General features: G+C 70.9%; 16 protein-coding genes and 1 pseudogene. 6 read left to right on the top strand and 11 right to left on the bottom strand.

The window, feature by feature from the left end; genetic code table 11:
• Positions 1-135: 135 nt before the first annotated feature.
• Together IEZ19_RS07450 and IEZ19_RS07455 are read left to right on the top strand one after the other, a co-directional pair.
• The gene (locus IEZ19_RS07450; protein WP_189310268.1) at positions 136-1,368 is read left to right on the top strand and encodes a trypsin-like serine peptidase; all 1,233 of its coding nucleotides are present in this window, start codon (positions 136-138) and stop codon (positions 1,366-1,368) included.
• 136 nt (positions 1,369-1,504) lie between these two features.
• Positions 1,505-2,708 (top strand): annotated as a pseudogene (locus IEZ19_RS07455) (trypsin-like serine peptidase).
• Positions 2,709-2,769: 61 nt separating this feature from the next.
• Here IEZ19_RS07455 and hflX read toward each other — a convergent pair.
• The 6 genes from hflX to miaA form a co-directional block, all read right to left on the bottom strand.
• Complete coding sequence (gene hflX / locus IEZ19_RS07460; RefSeq protein ID WP_189310269.1) at positions 2,770-4,260, bottom strand: GTPase HflX; 1,491 nt, start codon at positions 4,258-4,260, stop codon at positions 2,770-2,772.
• Between the two features lie 150 nt (positions 4,261-4,410).
• Positions 4,411-5,928, bottom strand: coding sequence for a M1 family metallopeptidase (locus IEZ19_RS07465; protein WP_189310270.1), 1,518 nt, complete (start codon positions 5,926-5,928; stop codon positions 4,411-4,413).
• Positions 5,929-6,280: 352 nt separating this feature from the next.
• A complete protein-coding gene (locus tag IEZ19_RS07470) occupies positions 6,281-8,548 on the bottom strand; it encodes a RelA/SpoT family protein (RefSeq protein ID WP_189310271.1) in 2,268 nt (755 codons plus the stop codon).
• A gap of 283 nt (positions 8,549-8,831) precedes the next feature.
• Positions 8,832-9,704, bottom strand: coding sequence for a diaminopimelate epimerase (dapF, locus tag IEZ19_RS07475; RefSeq protein ID WP_189310272.1), 873 nt, complete (start codon positions 9,702-9,704; stop codon positions 8,832-8,834).
• 48 nt (positions 9,705-9,752) lie between these two features.
• The gene (locus tag IEZ19_RS07480; RefSeq protein WP_189310329.1) at positions 9,753-10,256 is read right to left on the bottom strand and encodes a hypothetical protein; all 504 of its coding nucleotides are present in this window, start codon (positions 10,254-10,256) and stop codon (positions 9,753-9,755) included.
• Between the two features lie 108 nt (positions 10,257-10,364).
• On the bottom strand, positions 10,365-11,303 hold the full coding sequence (miaA, locus tag IEZ19_RS07485; RefSeq protein ID WP_189310273.1) for a tRNA (adenosine(37)-N6)-dimethylallyltransferase MiaA: 939 nt from the start codon (positions 11,301-11,303) through the stop codon (positions 10,365-10,367).
• Between the two features lie 229 nt (positions 11,304-11,532).
• Here miaA and IEZ19_RS07490 point away from each other — a divergent pair, with 229 nt between their 5' ends.
• Positions 11,533-11,718, top strand: coding sequence for a gliding motility protein (locus IEZ19_RS07490; RefSeq protein ID WP_308428933.1), 186 nt, complete (start codon positions 11,533-11,535; stop codon positions 11,716-11,718).
• A 25-nt stretch (positions 11,719-11,743) separates the two neighbouring features.
• The gene (locus IEZ19_RS07495) at positions 11,744-12,025 is read left to right on the top strand and encodes an antitoxin (RefSeq protein ID WP_189310275.1); all 282 of its coding nucleotides are present in this window, start codon (positions 11,744-11,746) and stop codon (positions 12,023-12,025) included.
• An 89-nt stretch (positions 12,026-12,114) separates the two neighbouring features.
• On the opposite strand, the gene IEZ19_RS07500 is transcribed toward IEZ19_RS07495, so the two are convergent.
• From IEZ19_RS07500 to IEZ19_RS07510, 3 genes are all read right to left on the bottom strand, one after another.
• Entirely contained in the window at positions 12,115-12,834 is a 720-nt protein-coding gene (locus tag IEZ19_RS07500; protein ID WP_189310276.1) for a class III extradiol dioxygenase subunit B-like domain-containing protein, read from the bottom strand.
• A 56-nt stretch (positions 12,835-12,890) separates the two neighbouring features.
• Positions 12,891-14,420, bottom strand: coding sequence for a tRNA (N6-isopentenyl adenosine(37)-C2)-methylthiotransferase MiaB (gene miaB, locus IEZ19_RS07505; protein ID WP_189310277.1), 1,530 nt, complete (start codon positions 14,418-14,420; stop codon positions 12,891-12,893).
• A 318-nt stretch (positions 14,421-14,738) separates the two neighbouring features.
• Positions 14,739-15,143: a pyrophosphohydrolase domain-containing protein gene (locus IEZ19_RS07510; RefSeq protein ID WP_189310278.1), complete on the bottom strand. Its 405-nt coding sequence runs from the start codon at positions 15,141-15,143 to the stop codon at positions 14,739-14,741.
• Positions 15,144-15,247: 104 nt separating this feature from the next.
• Here IEZ19_RS07510 and IEZ19_RS07515 point away from each other — a divergent pair, with 104 nt between their 5' ends.
• Positions 15,248-16,246, top strand: coding sequence for a TAXI family TRAP transporter solute-binding subunit (locus IEZ19_RS07515; protein ID WP_189310279.1), 999 nt, complete (start codon positions 15,248-15,250; stop codon positions 16,244-16,246).
• 111 nt (positions 16,247-16,357) lie between these two features.
• Here the strand turns inward: IEZ19_RS07515 and IEZ19_RS07520 are convergent, their stop codons facing one another.
• Positions 16,358-17,758, bottom strand: coding sequence for a sensor histidine kinase (locus tag IEZ19_RS07520; RefSeq protein WP_189310280.1), 1,401 nt, complete (start codon positions 17,756-17,758; stop codon positions 16,358-16,360).
• Between the two features lie 9 nt (positions 17,759-17,767).
• Positions 17,768-18,454, bottom strand: coding sequence for a response regulator transcription factor (locus tag IEZ19_RS07525; protein ID WP_189310281.1), 687 nt, complete (start codon positions 18,452-18,454; stop codon positions 17,768-17,770).
• A 296-nt stretch (positions 18,455-18,750) separates the two neighbouring features.
• Between IEZ19_RS07525 and IEZ19_RS07530 the strand changes: the two genes are divergently transcribed.
• Entirely contained in the window at positions 18,751-19,527 is a 777-nt protein-coding gene (locus IEZ19_RS07530; protein ID WP_189310282.1) for an amino acid ABC transporter ATP-binding protein, read from the top strand.
• Positions 19,528-19,550: the final 23 nt, after the last annotated feature.

The raw sequence follows: 19,550 nt of genomic DNA on the forward strand, positions 1-19,550 counted from the left end.
GAAGTCCCCCACAGCGAGCGCATAGTGTGTGGTGCCATTCCCAGACGCCCGCGAGACCGATGTGGACCGCATGTGCGTGCGGTGCGTTTCGCGGGCGCGGCACCGAGTTCCTTTACCTCACGGGGAGTCAAGACCATGCGATCCATACGGCCGTCGTTCACCGTTCGCCGAGGGAGGAGTGGGTCCCGCGGAACCTCCCCCGTGCTGGCGGCCGTCGCTCTCGCCTCGGTGCTGGCGCTGACCGCCACCGCCTGCGGCGGCGACAAGGACGACAACGCGGGCGGGGAGGCGTCCGCCTCCGCGACGAGCGGTGCCGACGGCGACGGAAAGATCCAGATCCCGGACGACATCAAGGACAAGCTCAAAGAGCACGGGATCGACATCGACAAGTGGAAGAACGGCGCCTGGAAGAACTGGGACAGGGACGACTGGCTGCGCGAGGCCAACGACTTCATCAACCCGATCATCAAGGGTCTGTGGGACCCGGACCGTATGCGGGACGCCGACGACCCGGACCGGGGTGTCGACGACAACGACCTCTCGGGCGACCAGGGCGTGACCGACCCGACGCCGGCGCCGGTCAAGGCACAGGCGGTGCGGCCGCCGTACCACAGCAACGCTGCGACGGCGGGCAAGGTGTTCTTCGACTCCCCCGAGGGCACGATGGTCTGCTCGGCGACCGTGGTGGAGGATCCGGCCCACCCGGGCAAGTCCAGCCTGGTGTGGACGGCGGGGCACTGTGTGCACGCCGGCAAGAAGGGCGGCTGGTACCGCAACATCGCGTTCGTGCCGTCGTACAACGACAAGGGCATGACGGAAGAGCAGTTGCAGAACGCCACCAAGGAGCAGGTCGCTCCGTTCGGCGTGTGGTGGGGTGACTGGGCGCAGACCTCCCAGCAGTGGATCGAGCAGGGCGGGGAGACGGGCGGGGACGGCGCCTCGTACGACTACGCGGTCATCCATGTGACGCCGGAGCAGGGCAACGGCGGCAAGTCGCTGGAGGAGACGGTCGGTTCGGCGCTCCCGGTGAACTTCAAGGCTCCGGCGGTGCCGCAGGTGGAGAGCATCACGGCGACCGGTTACCCGGCGGCGGCGCCGTTCGACGGTCAGTCGCTGTACCAGTGCCAGGACAAGCCGGGGCGGCTGTCCATCAACAAGGCGGACCCGACGATGTACCGGATCGGCTGCACGATGACGGGCGGTTCGTCCGGCGGTGGCTGGGTGGCGACCGGTTCCGACGGCAAGCCGGCTCTGGTGTCCAACACCTCGATCGGGCCGGTGAGTTCCGGCTGGCTTGCGGGTCCGCGGCTGGGTGACGTGGCCGAGGGCGTGTATCAGGCGGTCAGCAAGAAGTTCGCCGCTCAGTAGCGGCGGACGGGCGCGGCCGAGTCACAGGCGGCGGCGAGGTCCCGCACGGGAGACCTTCACTCCCTCGCCGCCGTTCGTCCCAGCCCCACGGGCACAGTGGGGTGTCATCACATGCATCAACGGGGGTAATCGCACCATGCGTTCCATACGTACGCCCTTCGCCCACCGGCGCGGACGGCGGCGCACCGTCCTGGCCGCCACCGGCCTGGTCGCGGCGCTGGCACTCACGGCCGCGGCCTGCGGCGGCTCGGCCGACGACAGCAAGGCCGGCGACAAGCCCGGCACTTCGCAGGCGGCCGACGACGGTGGCGGCAAGGTCGAGATCCCGGCCGACATCGCCGGCAAGCTCAAGGAACACGGCATCGACGTCGACAAGTGGGGCGACGGCGGCTGGCAGGACTGGGACAAGGACAAGTGGCTCAGTGAGGCCAAGGACTTCGTCAACCCGGTGATCGAGGGCCTGTGGAAGCCGGAGCGGATGAAGTCCGCGAAGGAGGCCGACAAGACGGTCTCGACGAAGGACGCCTCGGCCGACCAGGGCGTCAGCGACCCGGAGCCGCAGCCCGTGCAGGCACAGGCGGAGAAGACGCCGTACCACGACAACGCGGCGCCCGTCGGCAAGGTCTTCTTCGACTCGCCCGAGGGTTCGATGGTCTGTTCGGGCACCGGTCAAGGACGTCAACCACCCGGGCAAGTCCAACCTGGTGTGGACGGCGGGGCACTGTGTGCACGCCGGCAAGAAGGGCGGCTGGTACCGCAACATCGCGTTCGTGCCGTCGTACAACGACCTGGGCAAGCCCGAGGCGGAGCTGGCGAACGCGACGGCGTCGCAGATCGCACCGTACGGCCAGTGGTGGGCGGACTGGGCGTCGACCTCGAACCAGTGGACCCAGGGCGGCTCGGAGACGGGCGGCGCGGGTGCCACGTACGACTACGCGGTGCTGCACGTGAAGCCCGAGTCCGGGTCGAAGTCCCTGGAGGAGACCGTCGGCGCGGCGCTGGACGTGGACTTCTCCGCGCCGTCCTCCGCGGTGAGCAGCATGGGCGCCTGGGGGTATCCGGCCGCGCCGCCGTACGGCGGTCAGCGGATGTTCCGGTGCATCGACCGGCCGGGGCGGCTGTCGCTGAGCCCGGCGCTGCCGACGATGTACCGCATCGGCTGCACGATGACCGGTGGCTCGTCCGGCGGCGGCTGGTTCCGGGTGGTGGACGGCAGGACCGAGCTGGTGTCGAACACCTCGATCGGCCCGACGGACAACACCTGGCTGGCGGGTCCGCAGCTCGGCCAGGAGGCCGAGGCGCTCTACCAGAACATGAGCAGGACGTACGGCGGCCGGTGACACCGGCACGGCGAAGGCCCGCCTCCGCTGTGCGCGGGGGCGGGCCTTCGTGCGCAGATGGTCAGAGCGCGGGAGCCGGCACGTACGGCGCGAGGTCCGCGGCCAGTTCCTCGTGGACGCGCACCTTGAGCAGGGTGCCCTCCGCGGTGTGCTCCTCGGAGATCACCTCGCCCTCGGTGTGGGCGCGGGCCACCAGCTTGCCGTGCGTGTAGGGCACGAGCGCCTCGATCTCGACCGAGGGACGCGGCAGCTCGTTGTCGATGAGCGCGAGCAGTTCGTCGATGCCCTGACCGGTGCGCGCCGAGACCGCGATGGACCGCTTCTCGACCCGCAGCAGCCGCTGGAGCACCAGCGGGTCGGCCGCGTCCGCCTTGTTGATCACGACGATCTCGGGTACGCCGGTGGCGCCGACGTCCCTGATCACCTCGCGTACGGCGGCCAGCTGCTCCTCGGGCACCGGATGCGAACCGTCCACCACGTGCAGGATCAGGTCGGAGTCGCCGACCTCCTCCATGGTGGAGCGGAACGCCTCGACCAGGTGGTGCGGCAGGTGCCGTACAAAGCCGACCGTGTCGGTCAGCGTGTACAGGCGGCCGCTCGGGGTCTCCGCCCGGCGGACGGTCGGGTCCAGGGTCGCGAACAGGGCGTTCTCGACCAGCACACCCGCGCCCGTGAGGCGGTTGAGCAGGGAGGACTTGCCGGCGTTGGTGTAGCCCGCGATGGCGACGGACGGCACCTTGTTGCGGCGGCGCTCCTGGCGCTTGATCTCGCGGCCGGTCTTCATGTCCGCGATCTCCCGGCGCATCTTCGCCATCTTCTCGCGGATCCGGCGCCGGTCCGTCTCGATCTTGGTCTCACCGGGGCCACGCGTCGCGAGGCCGCCGCGACCGCCACCCATCTGCCGGGACAGCGACTGACCCCAGCCACGGAGCCTCGGCAGCATGTACTGCATCTGTGCGAGCGCCACCTGCGCCTTGCCCTCTCGGGACTTGGCGTGCTGGGCGAAGATGTCCAGGATCAGGGCCGTACGGTCGATGACCTTGACCTTGACGACGTCCTCGAGCTGGATCAGCTGGCCGGGGCTCAGTTCACCGTCGCAGATGACAGTGTCCGCGCCCGTTTCGATGACGATGTCCCGCAGTTCGAGGGCCTTGCCGGAGCCGATGTAGGTGGCCGCGTCGGGCTTGTCGCGGCGCTGGATCACACCGTCGAGCACGACCGCGCCCGCGGTCTCCGCGAGGGCGGCCAGCTCGGCGAGGGAGTTGTCCGCGTCCTGCACGGTCCCGGTGGTCCACACGCCGACGAGCACGACGCGCTCCAGTCGGAGCTGTCGGTACTCGACCTCGGTGACGTCCTCGAGCTCGGTGGAGAGGCCCACCACGCGGCGCAGGGCCGCGCGCTCGGAGCGGTCGAACTGGTCGCCGTCACGCTCTCCGTCGATCTCGTGGCTCCAGGCGACGTCCTCTTCCATCAGGGCATCGGCCCGAAGACCTTCGGGGTAGGCGTGCGCGAAGCGCTTGGTGTCCTGGGAAGGGGAAGAAGAGGAGGTCATTGGATCCTTACGTCGGTGGATATGCCGATATGCAATCGGCTACGGCGATCGCTGGTTACAACGCACGGGGACGTTCGGAGATTCCCGTGCCCGCCCCGTGCCGCGCCGACCTGACGATGGTCGCACGGCACGGCCCGTCTCGTCACCGGGTTATCGCGCGGCCGCCTTCGCCGGCGGCGCGGCCTTCCATTCCCCGTGCCCGGGCATCGGCGGGGTCTTCGCGCCGTACAGCCAGGCTTTGAAGAACCCGCTCAGATCGCGTCCGGCGGTGCTCGAGGCCAGGCGCTCGAAGTCGGCCGTCGTCACGGTGCCGTCCCGGTGCGTCCGGGCCCAGGTCCGCTCCAGCCGCTCGAAGGCGGGCCGGCCGATCTCCTGGCGCAGGGCGTACAGCACCAGGGCGGCGCCGTCGTAGACGTTCGGCCGGAAGATCCCGATCTTCTGGCCCGCGCTGGGCGGCTTGGGCGCGGCGGGCGGTCCACCGGACTCACGCCAGCTGTCGGAGGCTCTGTAGGCCGCCTTCATACGGTCCGCCATGGGCCTGTGCGCCTTCTCCTCGGCGTACAGGGCCTCGTACCAGGTGGCGTGCCCCTCGTTCAGCCACAGGTCGGACCAGGTGCGCGGGCTGACGCTGTCACCGAACCACTGGTGGGACAACTCGTGAACCATGATCGACTCGACGTACCACTTGGGGTAGGCGGGCTCGGTGAACACGTTCTTCTCGAAGAGAGAGAGGGTCTGCGTCTCGAGTTCGAAGCCGGTGGTGGCCTGGGCCATCAGCAGGCCGTACGTCTCGAACGGGTAGGGTCCGACCTTTTTCTCCATCCAGGCGATCTGGTCGGGAGTCTTGGCGAGCCAGGGTTCGAGGGCCTTGCGGTCGGCGGTGGGCACGACGTCGCGCACGGGCAGTCCGTGCGGGCCGGTGCGGTGCAGCACGGTCGACCGGCCGATGGACACCTGGGCCAGCTCGGTGGCCATGGGGTGCTGGGTGCGGTACGTCCACGTGGTCGAGCTTCCGACCTTGTCCACTCCGGTCGGCAGGCCGTTGGCGACGGCCGTGTAGCGGTTGGGCGCGGTGACCCGGATCGTGAACATCGCTTTGTCGGACGGGTGGTCGTTGCACGGGAACACCAGGTGCGCGGCGTCGGCCTGGTTGGCCATGGCGAGTCCGTCGGTCGTCCGCACCCAGCCGCCGTCGTGGCCCTTGGCGGGCCTCGGGTCGCTGGTGTGCCGCACGGTGATGCGCGTCCAGCTGCCCCGGGGCAGCGCCCGCTCGGGGGTCACGACGAGGTCGTCACCCGCGCGGCTGAAGGTGGCGCGCCTGCCGTCGACCTCGACGGAGTCGACCTTGCCGTGCGCGAAGTCGAGGTTGAGGCGGTCCAGGCCGGTGGTCGTCCAGGCGTCGATGGTGGTGACGGCCTTGAGGGGCTTGTCGTTGGTGCCGGGATAGGTCAGGGACAGGTCGTACGACGCGACGTCGTATCCGGGGTTCCCCAGGTACGGGAAGAGACGGTCGCCGACGCCCAACGGAGGGGCGGGGGCGCTCGCGGCGAGCAGACAGACGGAGACGGCGGAGGCGAGGAGGGCCGCCGCGCGCCGAGGGCTCCGGCCGGCCGGCCGGGCCTGCGGAAGCGGCCGGGGCGGCCGGACGGTGCGGGGAGTGAGCAGCATGGACCACCGCTACCAGCGCGGGCGCGGGCAGCGGCGACGACGCGCGCCCGTCCCACCCGAACGGTTGGCCCGGGGCGCGTCCGTCAGGGGGCCGGGGGCTGGTTGCGAGCCCGGCTCAGGGCCTGTACGGCCGGCGGCCCGGGCGTGCGTGTCACGAGGTCGGGGACAGGGCCGCGGATGCCGATGTGCGGTGCCGTGGCTGGCGGACACCAGGGCGCCCGGCACGAACGCAGGGGCTGCCGGCGTGGCCGTCGGTAAGCCGGGGACGGCGGCTGCGGAGGCCACGGCCAAGTGCTGCGCCCGGCCGGGTCGTGGACGCACGGCACGTCCAGACAGTGGCTGGACGCGGCCGTCACGACGTCGGCATCTGGTGCTGCGCCCGGCTCACGTCGTACACGCCCGGTACGTTGCGCATGGCCCGCATGAGGGCCGGAAGGCGGGCCGCGTCGGGGAGTTGCAGGGTGTAGGTGTGCCGGACGCGCTGCTGGCTCGGTGGTTCTACGGTCGCGGAGACGATCTCGGCGCCTTCGAGGGCGATGGCCTCGGTGAGGTCGGCGAGCAGATGGGGGCGGCCGAACGATTCCGCGAACAACGTGACCCTGCACTCGGTCGTGTCGCCCCAGCGCACGCCGATCTCGGGGCGCCCCCCGCTCTTCATGTGCGCCACCGCCGGGCATTCCACGCGGTGCACGGTCACCACTCCCCCACGCACGGAGAATCCGGTGACCTCGTCGGGCGGCACGGGCGTACAGCACCCGGCGAGGCGGGCGGTGGCGCCGGCACGGTCCAGCAGGACTTCGGCTCCTCGGGGGCGGGCGGGGGCCTCGGCGGTAGGGGGGGCGCCCGCGCCTTCGGGAGTGAGCCGGGCGATGGTGGTGGTGCGATTGCCGGGGTCGGCCTCTGCGCCGCTCCCGTCGCGCGGTGCCGCTTCGCGCAACCCCTCACGGGGTCCTTGGCGGAACCGGCTCGCCTCGGCCCGCGCCGCGTCCGTCCCGTCGCCCCCCGGATGCGCCGCCAGCCACCGCTGGATGGCGATCCGGGCCGCGGGGGTGTGCGCGTGCTCCAGCCATTCCCGGGACGGCTCGGACGCGGGGTCCTGGCCCATCAGGAGCTGGACGCTGTCGCCGTCCTTGAGGACCGTACTGAGTGTCGCCAGGCGGCCGTTGACGCGGGCGCCGATGCAGGCGTGCGCGTCCTCGCCGTACTGCGCGTAAGCGGCGTCCACGCAGGTCGCGCCCTCGGGCAGCCCCAGGGTGCCGCCGTCCGGGCGGAAGACGGTGATCTCGCGGTCCTGGGCGAGGTCCTCGCGCAGCGTCGACCAGAAGGTGTCCGGGTCGGGCGCGGCGCGCTGCCAGTCGAGGAGACGGGAGAGCCAGCCGGGGCGGGTGGGGTCGGCGCGCTCGCCGTCGGCCGGAGCACCGTCCGCCGTCTGGTCCTCCGAGGTGTCCGAGGTCTCCGCGGGAGGAGCGTAGGGATTGCCGAGCGCGATCACGCCGGCCTCGGCGACGCGGTGCATCTGGTGGGTGCGGATGAGGACTTCGGCGACCTGGCCGTCCGCGCGGGCGACGGCGGTGTGCAGCGACTGGTACAGGTTGAACTTCGGTACGGCGATGAAGTCCTTGAACTCCGAGACGACGGGCGTCATACAGGTGTGCAGCTCGCCCAGGACGCCGTAGCAGTCCGCGTCCTCGCTGACGAGTACCAGCAGGCGGCCGAAGTCGGCGCCGCGCAGCCGTCCGCGTTTGCGGGCCACGCGGTGCACGGAGACGAAGTGCCTGGGGCGGATGAGGACTTCGGCCTGGATGTCGGCCTCGCGCAGCACGCCCCGCACCTCGTCGGCGATCTCCGCGAGCGGGTCGCCGGAGCGCGTCGCGTTGCCGGCGATCAACTCCCGTGTGTGTGCGTACTCCTCGGGGTGCAGGATCGCGAAGACCAGGTCCTCCAGCTCGGTCTTGAGTGCCTGTACACCGAGTCGCTCGGCGAGCGGGATGAGGACGTCGCGGGTGACCCGGGCGATGCGGGCCTGTTTCTCGGGGCGCATCACGCCGAGGGTGCGCATGTTGTGCAGGCGGTCGGCGAGTTTGATCGACATCACGCGGACGTCGTTGCCGGTGGCGACGAGCATCTTGCGGAAGGTCTCCGGCTCGGCGGCGGCGCCGTAGTCGACCTTCTCCAGTTTCGTCACCCCGTCGACCAGATAACGGACCTCCTCGCCGAACTGTTCCCGCACCTGATCGAGCGTCACGTCGGTGTCCTCGACGGTGTCGTGGAGCAGAGAAGCCGTCAAGGTCGTGGTCTCGGCGCCGAGTTCGGCCAGGATGAGGGTCACGGCGAGCGGATGCGTGATGTACGGCTCGCCGCTCTTGCGCATCTGTCCGCGGTGCGAGGACTCGGCCAGCACATAGGCCCGGCGCAGCGGTTCCAGGCCGGCGTCCGGGTAGTGGGCGCGGTGGGCCTCGACGACGTGGCTGATGGCGTCGGGCAGCTTGTCACGGGCGGGTGAGCCCAGCAGCGCGGCCCGGCCGAGCCGCCGCAGATCGATCCGCGCGCGGGCCTTCCTGCGCGGCGCCGCAGGGGTGACAGGGCCTGGGCTCGCGGGGTTCGTGGCCTCCGCACTCATGGGCACCTCCGGCTCGTGGACCGGCGGACGGGGCCACAGGGCATACGCGGCTCAGGGATGGCGACGTTCCCCCGTCCGTGCCGGTGCTTGATGCTATCGAGCCCATCACGCCCGATTGACCGCCTCTCGCCGAGCGTGAAACGGATCACCCATTCGAGCGACGATCTGGAGGTTTACGGTTTTACGCCACCCGTACGACGGTCGGCAGTGGTTTCCCGGCGTGCCGAAGAACAACGGCCTCGAATCCGGTCGTCGCAGGGCGCCGAGGCCACGGATCACACGGTCAACGGGCCGCGTTTTCCAGCCATTCGGCCTCGATCAGGCCTTCGGCGACGATCACCGCGGGGCCGGTCATCTCGATCTCGCCGTCGGGGCGTTCGGTGATCACGAGGCGTCCGCCGGGCACGTCGACGGTGTACGTCGCCGGGGTGCCGGTGACGGCCGGGTCGGCGCCGTCCCGACGGGCGGCGGCCACGGCGACGGCGCATGCGCCCGTGCCGCAGGAGCGGGTCTCGCCGGCGCCTCGCTCGTGCACGCGCATCGCCACGTGCCCGTGCCCGCGGTCTACCACGAACTCCACGTTGACGCCGTCCGGGTAGGCGGACGCCGGGGCGACGGGCGGCGGGCTGTACAGGCTGCCGGCGTGCGCGAGGTCGTCGACGAAGGCGACCGCGTGCGGGTTGCCCATGTTGACGTTGCGCGCGGGCCAGCTGCGCTCTCCGACGCTCACGGTGACGTCGTCCCCTTCGGGGAGGCGGGCGCTGCCCATGCCTACGGTGACGTCCCCGTCCTTGGCGATCTGCACCCTCTTCACGCCCGCGCGGGTGGCGACGTTGATGTCGCCCTCGGCCACGTGTCCGGCGTGCTGGAGGTAGCGCACGAACACGCGCACACCGTTGCCGCACATCTCGGCGACGGAGCCGTCGCCGTTGCGGTAGTCCATGAACCACTCGGCCTCGCCGGCCATCGCCTGTGCCTCGGGGTGCGCGGCGGACCGTACGACGTGCAGCACGCCGTCACCGCCGATGCCCGCGCGCCGGTCGCACAGGGCGGCGACGGTGGCCGGGGTCAGGTCGAGGGCGTTCTCGGGGTCGGGGACGATCACGAAGTCGTTCTCGGTGCCGTGACCCTTGAGGAAGGCGATCCGCGTGCTCATTCCTCGATCGTACGGGGTCGGTACGACGACCTCGTCCCCGATACCGGCTCAGCGCAGCCGGGCCACGCGCCAGACGGCGAGGACCGCGACGACGGCCACGACCAGCACATACGCGAGGACGACCCGCCAGTCCGGCCGGGGCCCCGAACCGCGCGCGGGCAGGCCCGGGAAGGTGTAGCCCACACGGCGGGCGGCCATCATGCCCCAGCCGGCGGCACAGGAGCAGATCAGCAGACCCAGCATGGCGATGACCGCCCCGCTGTCACCGAAGTCGAACGCCAGCGGGAAGGCGAACATCAGGGAGCCGACCGCGGCCAGACCGACGATGGGAGCGAGCTGCCAGATGCGCAGCCGGCGCTGCGGCCGCAGCTCGACCTCGACCTCGGGGCCGCCCGCGAACATCTCCTCGGGCTCCGGACCGTCGGCGGTGACGCCACCCACGGTGTCGTCGGGTCCGTCGGGGCTCAGACGGTCCTCGTCCGGCTCCGGCCCGTCACCGTCGGTGGTGACAGGCTCTGTGCCTTGTGCGGTGTCGCGAGGGCCGGCCTCCATCGCCACGCGCCCTCCCAACTCGGACTCCACTTGGTCGATCGAAGCTCGATGATGGCATGGCGCCACAGGCCCCGATGACCGGCGGCGCATCCCGATGCCATCACGTGATCAGGCTGTAACCGGTCGTTCGACCAATGCCAGCGCCAGGTTCGGAAGTTCCGTACGGTCCGCCGCGGCCCCACTCAGCCAGTGCACCCGGGGGTCGCGCCTGAACCACGAATCCTGGCGGCGCGCGAAGCGTTTGGTGGCCCGCACGGTCTCCGCGCGGGCCTCCTCCTCGGTGCACTCGCCGGAGAGCGCCGCGAGCACCTGCTGGTAGCCGAGGGCACGTGACGCCGTGCGCCCCTCGCGCAGGCCCTGTGCCTCCAGCGCGCGCACCTCGTCGACGAGCCCTGCGTCCCACATCCGGTCGACGCGGCGTGCGATGCGCTCGTCCAGCTCGGGGCGGGTGACGTCGACGCCGATCTGGATCGTGTCGTACACGGAGTCGTGGCCCGGGAGGTTGGCCGTGAAGGGCTGGCCGGTGATCTCGATCACCTCGAGGGCGCGGACGATACGGCGACCGTTGCTGGGCAGGATCGCCCGGCCTGCTTCGGGGTCGGCGGCGCAGAGGCGTGCGTGCAGCGCTCCGGAGCCCCGCAGCGCGAGCTCCTCCTCCAGCCGGGCCCTGACCTCGGGGTCGGTGCCGGGGAACTCCAGATTGTCGACCGCACCGCGGACATACAGGCCCGAGCCGCCGACCAGGACCGGCCAGCGGCCGCGGGCGAGCAGGTCGTCGATCCTGGCGCGGGCGAGCTTCTGGTACTCGGCGACGGAGGCCGTGACGGTGACGTCCCAGATGTCCAGGAGATGGTGCGGAACGCCGCCCCGCTCCTCGGGCGTCAGCTTGGCTGTGCCGATGTCCATCCCGCGGTAGAGCTGCATGGAGTCGGCGTTGACGACCTCGCCGCCGAGTCGCTGGGCCAGGAAGACGCCCAGATCGGACTTTCCGGCCGCGGTGGGTCCGACGACGGCGATGACGCGGGGGGCGGGGAGTGCACTGCTCACAGCACCAGTTTCGCAAACCTCGCGGCCACGCCTCGAACGGGTTACATGACGGCACGTGATCAGCCTCGTTGCCCGCGGCGAGGTGCCCGTCGCCGGTCTCGGGGGCGGTGACCGGGGCGGCACGAACGAGTGCACCGGGCGACGCAGGATTCCGCCCGCACGAGTAACGTATGGAGTGGATATGGGTGTTTTTGCGCGACTTCTCAGGAAGTCAAAGGCCGCGGAGGAGATGTCGGCCGTCGAGGCCCGGGCCGGTACGGAGCCGGCCGGGCGCGCGGCGGAGGAATCGGCGGAGCAGTCCGCGGGGCAGACGGCGTCCGCCGAACGCGCCGCAGCGGAAGGCGCCGAGATTCCCCGGCAGCAGTCGGCCGACGAGGTCGCGGACAGCGCGGCCGGCGAGGGCGCCCGCAAGTAACTGTCCCGCGAGGGAAGGTGTACCGATGGGTCTTTTGGACAACATGAAGGCCAAGCTCGCCCCGGCCAAGGACAAGGTGTCGGACCTCGCTCAGCAGCACGGGGGCAAGATCACGGGCGGCATCGACAAGGCCGCGAAGGTCGTCGACGAGAAGACCAAGGGCAAGTACAGCGAGAAGATCCACACGGGCACGGACAAGGCCAGGCACGCGATGGACCGGCTCGCGCACAAGAGCGGCCCTGAGGCGCCCGAGGCGCCCGACGCCACGACGCCCACGCCCCCGGAGACACCGCCTCCGGCTTCCTGAACGGCACGGCAGGGTACGACGATCGGCGGACGGCCGCGGAGCGAGGTATTGCAGCTCCCGGCCGTCCGCCGTTTCCGCTTGTCCCTCGTCTACGACCAGGTGGCGACCAGATACCCCACGCCGTACGGCGCGTCCTCGTACAGCAGGGAGCCTTCGAGGTGTGCCTGCTCCCCCGCGCCCGCCAGAACTTGCCAGGGGGCCCGGCCGGCCGCCTTCAGTTCGTGCGCCAGATCCGGATCCAGGACTTTCAGGGCAGGTACGTCCGCGGAGCCGAGGGCGTGGGCGACCTCCGCGTCGAACGGGGCCGCCCGCTCGTCCAGATAGCCGGGTGCCTTGAGCGTGCGGCTGGCGCTCGCGTCACCCATCACCAGGAGTGCCACCCGCTCGGCCCGCGCGGCGATCTCCCTTCCCCTTTCGATACACCGCTCGGGCGCCAGCGGTTCCGCCACACCGAGTCCCTCGATCGGGGCGTCCGCCCAGCCGGTCCGCTCCAGGAGCCAGGCGGCGACGGCGAGGGACGACGGCAGCTCACGCTCGGAGCCGGCCGCGGCGCCCTCGTCCCGGCCGAGCCGTACGTCCACCTCCACGCCGAAGCCGCGGAAGGAACCCCGGGCGCCCTGCGGATACGGCCCGACCGCTTCCTCCTCGGCGGGCCCGACGACCACCAGCCGGTCGGGGCGGGCTGCGGCGAGCACGCCGAGCGCGTCCGTGCAGGCGGCACGCGCCGCGTCCAGTTCGGTGGCGGCACCCGCGGCGACCTCGGGCACGAGGAGCGGCGGGCAGGGACAGACGGCGGCGGCGACAAGCATGATCGGCAGCGTAACTCCGCAGGGCGCCGCCCGGCAGCGGCGCGGGGTGGACGGGGTCAGTCGCAGCCGCAGGCACTGCCCGAGGCGACCGGCAGCGGCTCGGGCACGCCGATCTTCGGCAGGCCGAGCAGCACACCGGCCGGCTTGGCCGCCTCCGCCGCGTTCCGCTTCTCCCAGGCGTCGCCCGCGCGCGTGCGGCGCACGTCGAGGACGGGGCCCTCGGCGAGGAGGTGGTGCGGGGCGGCGTACGTGATCTCGACGGTGACGACGTCGCCGGGGCGCACCTCCTGGTCCGGCTTGGTGAAATGGACGAGGCGGTTGTCGGGGGCGCGGCCGGAGAGGCGGTGGGTGGCGCCGTCCTTGCGGCCCTCGCCCTCGGCGACCATCAGCTCGAGCGTGCGTCCGACCTGCTTCTTGTTCTCCTCCCAGGAGATCTCCTCCTGGAGCGCGACGAGACGCTCGTAGCGCGCCTGGACGACCTCCTTGGGGATCTGGTTCTCCATGGTCGCGGCCGGCGTGCCGGGCCGCTTGGAGTACTGGAAGGTGAAGGCCTGCGCGAAGCGCGCCTCGCGCACGACGTGCAGCGTCTGCTCGAAGTCCTCCTCGGTCTCGCCGGGGAAGCCCACGATGATGTCGGTGGTGATCGCGGCGTGCGGGATGGCGGCCCGCACCTTCTCGATGATCCCGAGGTAGCGCTCCTGCCGGTACGAGCGGCGCATCGCCTTCAGGACCGTGTCCGAGCCGGACTGCAGCGGCATGTGCAGCTGCGGCATCACGTTCGGCGTCTCGGCCATGGCGGCGATCACGTCGTCGGTGAAGTCGCGCGGGTGCGGGGAGGTGAAGCGGACCCGCTCCAGGCCCTCGACGCCTCCGCAGGCCCGCAGCAGCTTGCTGAACGCCTCGCGGTCACCGATGTCGGAGCCGTACGCGTTCACGTTCTGGCCGAGCAGCGTGATCTCGGAGACACCCTCGGCGACCAGGGCCTCCACCTCGGCCAGGATGTCGCCGGGGCGGCGGTCCTTCTCCTTGCCGCGCAGGGCCGGGACGATGCAGAAGGTGCACGTGTTGTTGCAGCCGACGGAGATCGAGACCCAGGCGGCGTACGCGCTCTCGCGCCGCGTCGGCAGGGTGGAGGGGAACGCCTCGAGGGACTCGGCGATCTCGACCTGCGCCTCCTCCTGCACGCGCGCGCGTTCCAGCAGCACCGGAAGTTTGCCGATGTTGTGCGTGCCGAAGACGACGTCCACCCAGGGCGCCTTCTGGACGATGGTGTCGCGGTCCTTCTGCGCCAGACAGCCGCCGACCGCGATCTGCATCCCGGGGCGGCTCGCCTTCTTGGGCGCGAGCCGGCCGAGGTTGCCGTACAGCCGGTTGTCGGCGTTCTCGCGCACGGCACAGGTGTTGAAGACGACGACGTCGGCGTCCCCGTCCGACCCCTCGGGCGCACGCACGTAACCGGCCTCTTCGAGCAGCCCGGACAATCGCTCGGAATCGTGGACGTTCATCTGGCACCCGTAGGTGCGGATCTCATAGCTCTTGGGTGCGGGAACGTCCACTGCGAGGCTCCGGTCGCTGCTGCTGGTCATTCCTCAAGGGTAGGTGGTCCCTGGAGGAGCCCGGTCCGGGATTTCGGCGACGGGGGCGATGGGCAGGCGAGGTGGCGTGGACGCCGGGGCACCGCTCAGCCACGCCGCGCAGGTGGTCCCCTCGCCGAACAGCACTCCGCCGGCGCGGATCGGGCCGGCCACCCGTCCGCCCGGTGCGGCCGGAGGCCGGCGGCGGTGGCCGGACGGGAGCCGGGCGCCCCAGCCGACACGGAGGGCGCCGAACGGCGTCAGGAGCCGGCGGCGGATGCCGGGCGGCGGCGCTTGTGAGACGCCGCCGGGGGCCCGGCGCCCGCAGGCTCAGTGGCCGCCGGGGGTCCACCCCTGCCGCCGCAGCACCTCCGACACGTCCGGCACCCGATAGTGCTCCCCCTTGAGCACCTTGCCGTCGCCCCGGCGCGCGACCTGCCCGTCGGGACCCAGCTTGCTCATGTTGGAGCGGTGGACCTCGGCGATCACCGCGTCGAGGTCGATCCCGTGGACCAGCGCCGTGCCGTACGCCACGTACACCACATCGGCCAGTTCGTGCGCGAGCCGGTCCAAGGGGCCGGTGACCGAGACCTCGGCGACCTCCGCGGCCTCCTCGGCCAGCAGTTCCCCGCGGTGCGCGGCGAGTTCGGGGGACACTTCGGTCGGCGTGCTGCGGGCGTCGAGACCGAAGGCGCGGTGGAACTCATGGACGAGGCCGGCGGGAGAGGAGCTCATGCCGCGACTCTAACCGCCGCCTCCGACGGTCCCGGCCGCCGCCGACGGTCTCGCCCTGAGCCCGGCCTGGTCAGGACCGCGGGCGGACTGGCAGGATCGCGCGCATGTCCAAGGTGATCTCCCGCATCAGCAGCCGCCGGGCGCTCCAGGGCACGGCCGCCGGTGTCGTCGCTCTCGGGCTGCTGCTGTGGTGGCTGCTGCCCCTGGGCGAGGAACCGCCGAGCGGGACGATCACCTTCAGCACGGGCACATCGCGCGGGGTCTACCAGGAGTACGGAGAGCGACTGCGCAACGAGCTCGACCGGGACATGCCGGGCCTGACGGTGCGGCTGCAGCACAGCGCCGGTTCGCAGGAGAACGTGCGACGGGTGGCGACCGGCGAGGCCGACTTCACCATCGCGGCGGCCGACGCCGTGGAGACGTACGACATCGCGGGCCGCGAAGGGTCGCAGGAGCTGCGCGGGGTGGCCCGGCTCTACGACGACTACGTGCAGGTCATCGTGCCGAACGACTCGGACGTCAAGTCCATCCCGGACCTGCGGCACAAGCGGGTGGCCACCGGTCCCGTCAACTCCGGTGTACGGCTGATAGCGAACCGGGTGCTCAAGGCGGCGGGGATCGACCCCGCGAAGGACATCACGCCGATGTCGGACGGCATCGACACCGGTCCCGACGAGTTGATGCGCGGCCGGATCGACGCGTTGTTCTGGTCGGGCGGTCTGCCCACGAACGGACTGGTCCAGCTGGCCCGGAAGTTCGACTTCCGGTTCGTCCCGATCGAAGCCGACCTGGTGGCCACGCTGCACCGCCAGAGCGAGGCCGCCCGCTACTACCGGGCCACCAACATGCCGGAGTCGGCCTACCCGTCCGTGCAGCAGGGCTCCACTGTGCCCACGATCGCGGTGTCCAACCTCCTGATGACCCGCGAGGACATGGACCCCCGGCTCACCGAGTGGGTGACCCGCACAGTGATCAAGAGCCGCGACGACATCGGCGCCCACGTCCACTCGGCCCAACTCGTCGACCTGCGCACCGCGATCTACACGGACCCACTGATCCTGCACGAGGGCGCACGGCGCTACTACCGCTCGGTGAAGCCGTGAACTCGTGCTGCCGTGAACTCGTGCTGCCATGAACTCGAGCTGCCATGAACTCGAGCGGCCGTAGAACGTGCGGCCGTGAACAAAGCCCGGACCTCCACGAAGGCACCGCCCTCAGCCGCCGCTCCTCGGCACCGTCACCGTCACCCTCAGTCCCGTCGGCTCGTGGTGGGCGTACGTGATCGAGCCGCCGCCCGCCGAGAGCAGGGCCCGGGTGATGGACAGGCCGAGGCCCGAGCCCTTGATGTTCTGGTGGCGGCCGCTGCGCCAGAAGCGGTCGCCCACGCGGGCGAGTTCCTCGTCGGTGAGGCCCGGTCCGGTGTCCGTGACCACGACGGTCGAGGTCTCGCCGTTGGAGGAGACGGCCACCTCGACCGAGCCGTCCTCGGGGGTGAACTTCACCGCGTTGTCTATCACCGCGTCCAGAGCGCTGGACAGGGTGATCGGGTCGGCCCACGCGGTGGTCGGCGGGCAGTCCGCGGTGAGCAAAACACCCTTGGCCTCGGCGGCCGGTGCCCAGGCGGCCACCCGCTCGGTGGCGAGCTGCCCGATGTCGGTGAGTCGCAGGTCCGCGTCGGCGTGCTCGGCCAGTGCCAGGTCGAGCAGGTCGTCCAGGACCTGTGCGAGGCGCTTGCCCTCGGTGCGGACCGAGGCGATCTCCTCGTTGCCATCGGGCAGTTCGAGGGCGAGCAGTTCGATGCGCAGCAGCAGCGCCGCGAGGGGATTGCGCAACTGGTGCGAGGCGTCCGCGACGAAGGCGCGCTGCTGCTCCAGCACGTCCTCGACGTTGTCCGCCATCTCGTTGAACGCACGGGCCAGCCGCTGGAGTTCCGGCGGGCCGCCGGCCGCCGCGACCCGCGACTTCAGCCGGCCGCTCGCGATCGCGTGGGTGGTGACGTCGAGGATGCGCACGGGCCTGAGCACCCAGCCGGTCAGCCGCAGCGCGGCACCGACGGCCAGCAGCATCGCGGCGATCTCCCCGGCCCCGATGAGCAGCCACCCGCGCAGCGTCCGCGAACGCATCGCCCCGGTGGGCGAGTCGGTGACCACGACGGCCACGACGTCGCCGTCCCGGATCACCGGTGACGCGACGACGAGGCGGCTGCGCTGCCAGGGCCACACCTGCTCCGGGTCATGGCTGCGCCGGCTGAGCAAGGCCTCCTGGAACGCCTCGCGCACCTCCCCCGTCCGGGGCAGGAGCCAGTCGCCGGGCGCGTTGGCCATCGCCGAGTCGTTGCGGTAGAAGACGCCCACGCGGATGCCGTACACGCCGTAATAGCTGTCGAGTTCGCGGCTCAGGGTCTCCCTGCGGTCGTCCGTGGTCGTACGGCGGGGACCGCTGGGCCCGTCGGTGACGGACTGGGCGAGCACCGCGAAGCGTGCCGTGTCGTCGATCCGGTCGACGACCACCGTCTGCTGCTGGGCGGCGGCCACGCTGATGGCGAGGGGCATGCCGAGGGCGAGCAGGACGGCCGCCATCAGGACGATGAGCAGCGGGAGAAGACGTGTGCGCACCCGTCCCCGCTAGGCGGCCGGTGCGACGAGCCGGTAGCCGACGCCGCGGACGGTCTCGATCAGCGCGGGCATCCGCAGCTTGGCGCGCAGGGAGGCGACGTGCACCTCCAGGGTGCGCCCGGTGCCCTCCCAACTGGTACGCCACACCTCGCTGATGATCTGCTCCCGCCGGAAGACCACGCCCGGGCGCTGGGCGAGCAGCGCGAGGAGGTCGAACTCCTTACGGGTCAGTTGGACGACCGAACCGTCCACGCTGACCTGACGGGTGGGCAGTTCGATGTGGACGGGGCCGAGGCGCAGAGCGCTCTCGACGCCCGGCACGACGTCCTCCTGGACGGTGCGCCGGCTGACGGCGTGGATCCGGGCGAGCAGTTCGCCGGTGTCGTACGGCTTCACCACGTAGTCGTCGGCGCCGAGGTTGAGCCCGTGGATGCGGGAACGCACGTCGGCGCGGGCGGTGACCATGATCACCGGGGTGCCGGTGCGTTTACGGATCTTGCCGCAGACCTCGAAGCCGTCCTGGTCGGGCAGGCCAAGGTCGAGCAGGACCACGCCGAAACCGGCGCTCTCGGGGACGAGCGCCTGGAGGGCCTCCTCGCCGCTGCGGGCGTGCGTGACGTCGAACCCGTGCCGTGCCAGGACCGCGGACAGAGCGGCGGCGACGTGGTTGTCGTCCTCGACGAGCAGCAGTCTCATTCCGGCCCCCTCCGGTTCAGTGGTCGTACGGTCTCGGTTCGCGGTCGCCTTGTAGAAAACGCGCGCACGCGCGCGTGCACCATGGCAGTCAGGCCGATGAACAAGGACGGCGTCAAGAGGATTCCGGTTGCTCGCGGCTTCCGTTATCCGGCCGATACGCGGCCAGGTCACCGTGCTACGACACGTGTCCGATTGCAATCGGATCGTGATGCTCAGATTCCCCTCAGATGTAATGACGCTGGTCGCATAGGGTTACTACTGTCCTCCGAAACCGAGGAGGACGGAGCCTGAGAGCGATGACCGAAGTATCGGTGGCCAAGGAAGACGTGGCCGCGACCGGCGATCTGGTCGTCCTGAAAAGCGTCAACAAGCACTTCGGCGCGTTGCACGTACTCCAGGACATCGATCTGACGATCACCCGCGGTGAGGTCGTGGTGGTCATCGGGCCCTCCGGGTCCGGGAAGTCCACGCTGTGCCGCACCATCAACCGCCTGGAGACCGTCGATTCGGGCACCATTACGATCGACGGCAAGCCGCTGCCCCAGGAGGGCAAGGACCTGGCGCGGCTGCGGGCGGACGTCGGGATGGTCTTCCAGTCCTTCAACCTGTTCGCGCACAAGAACGTGCTCGAGAACGTGATGCTCGGCCAGATCAAGGTCCGCAAGGCGGACAAGAAGCAGGCCGAGGAGAAGGCCCGCGCCCTGCTCGACCGGGTCGGCGTGGGTACCCAGGCCGACAAGTACCCCGCACAGCTCTCCGGCGGCCAGCAGCAGCGCGTCGCCATCGCGCGGGCCCTTGCGATGGGCCCGAAGGTCATGCTCTTCGACGAGCCGACCTCGGCCCTCGACCCCGAGATGATCAATGAGGTTCTCGAGGTCATGCAGCAACTCGCCCGCGACGGCATGACGATGATCGTCGTCACCCACGAGATGGGCTTCGCACGATCGGCTGCCAACCGAGTGGTTTTCATGGCGGACGGCCGCATCGTCGAACAAGCTGCGCCGGACCAGTTCTTCAGCAACCCGCGCAGCGACCGGGCCAAGGACTTCCTGTCGAAGATCCTGCATCACTGACCTGTCCTCACGGTCCGCGTCAC

The organism is Streptomyces brasiliensis, assembly GCF_014647875.1.
GTDB classification, from domain to species: Bacteria; Actinomycetota; Actinomycetes; order Streptomycetales; family Streptomycetaceae; genus Streptomyces; species Streptomyces brasiliensis.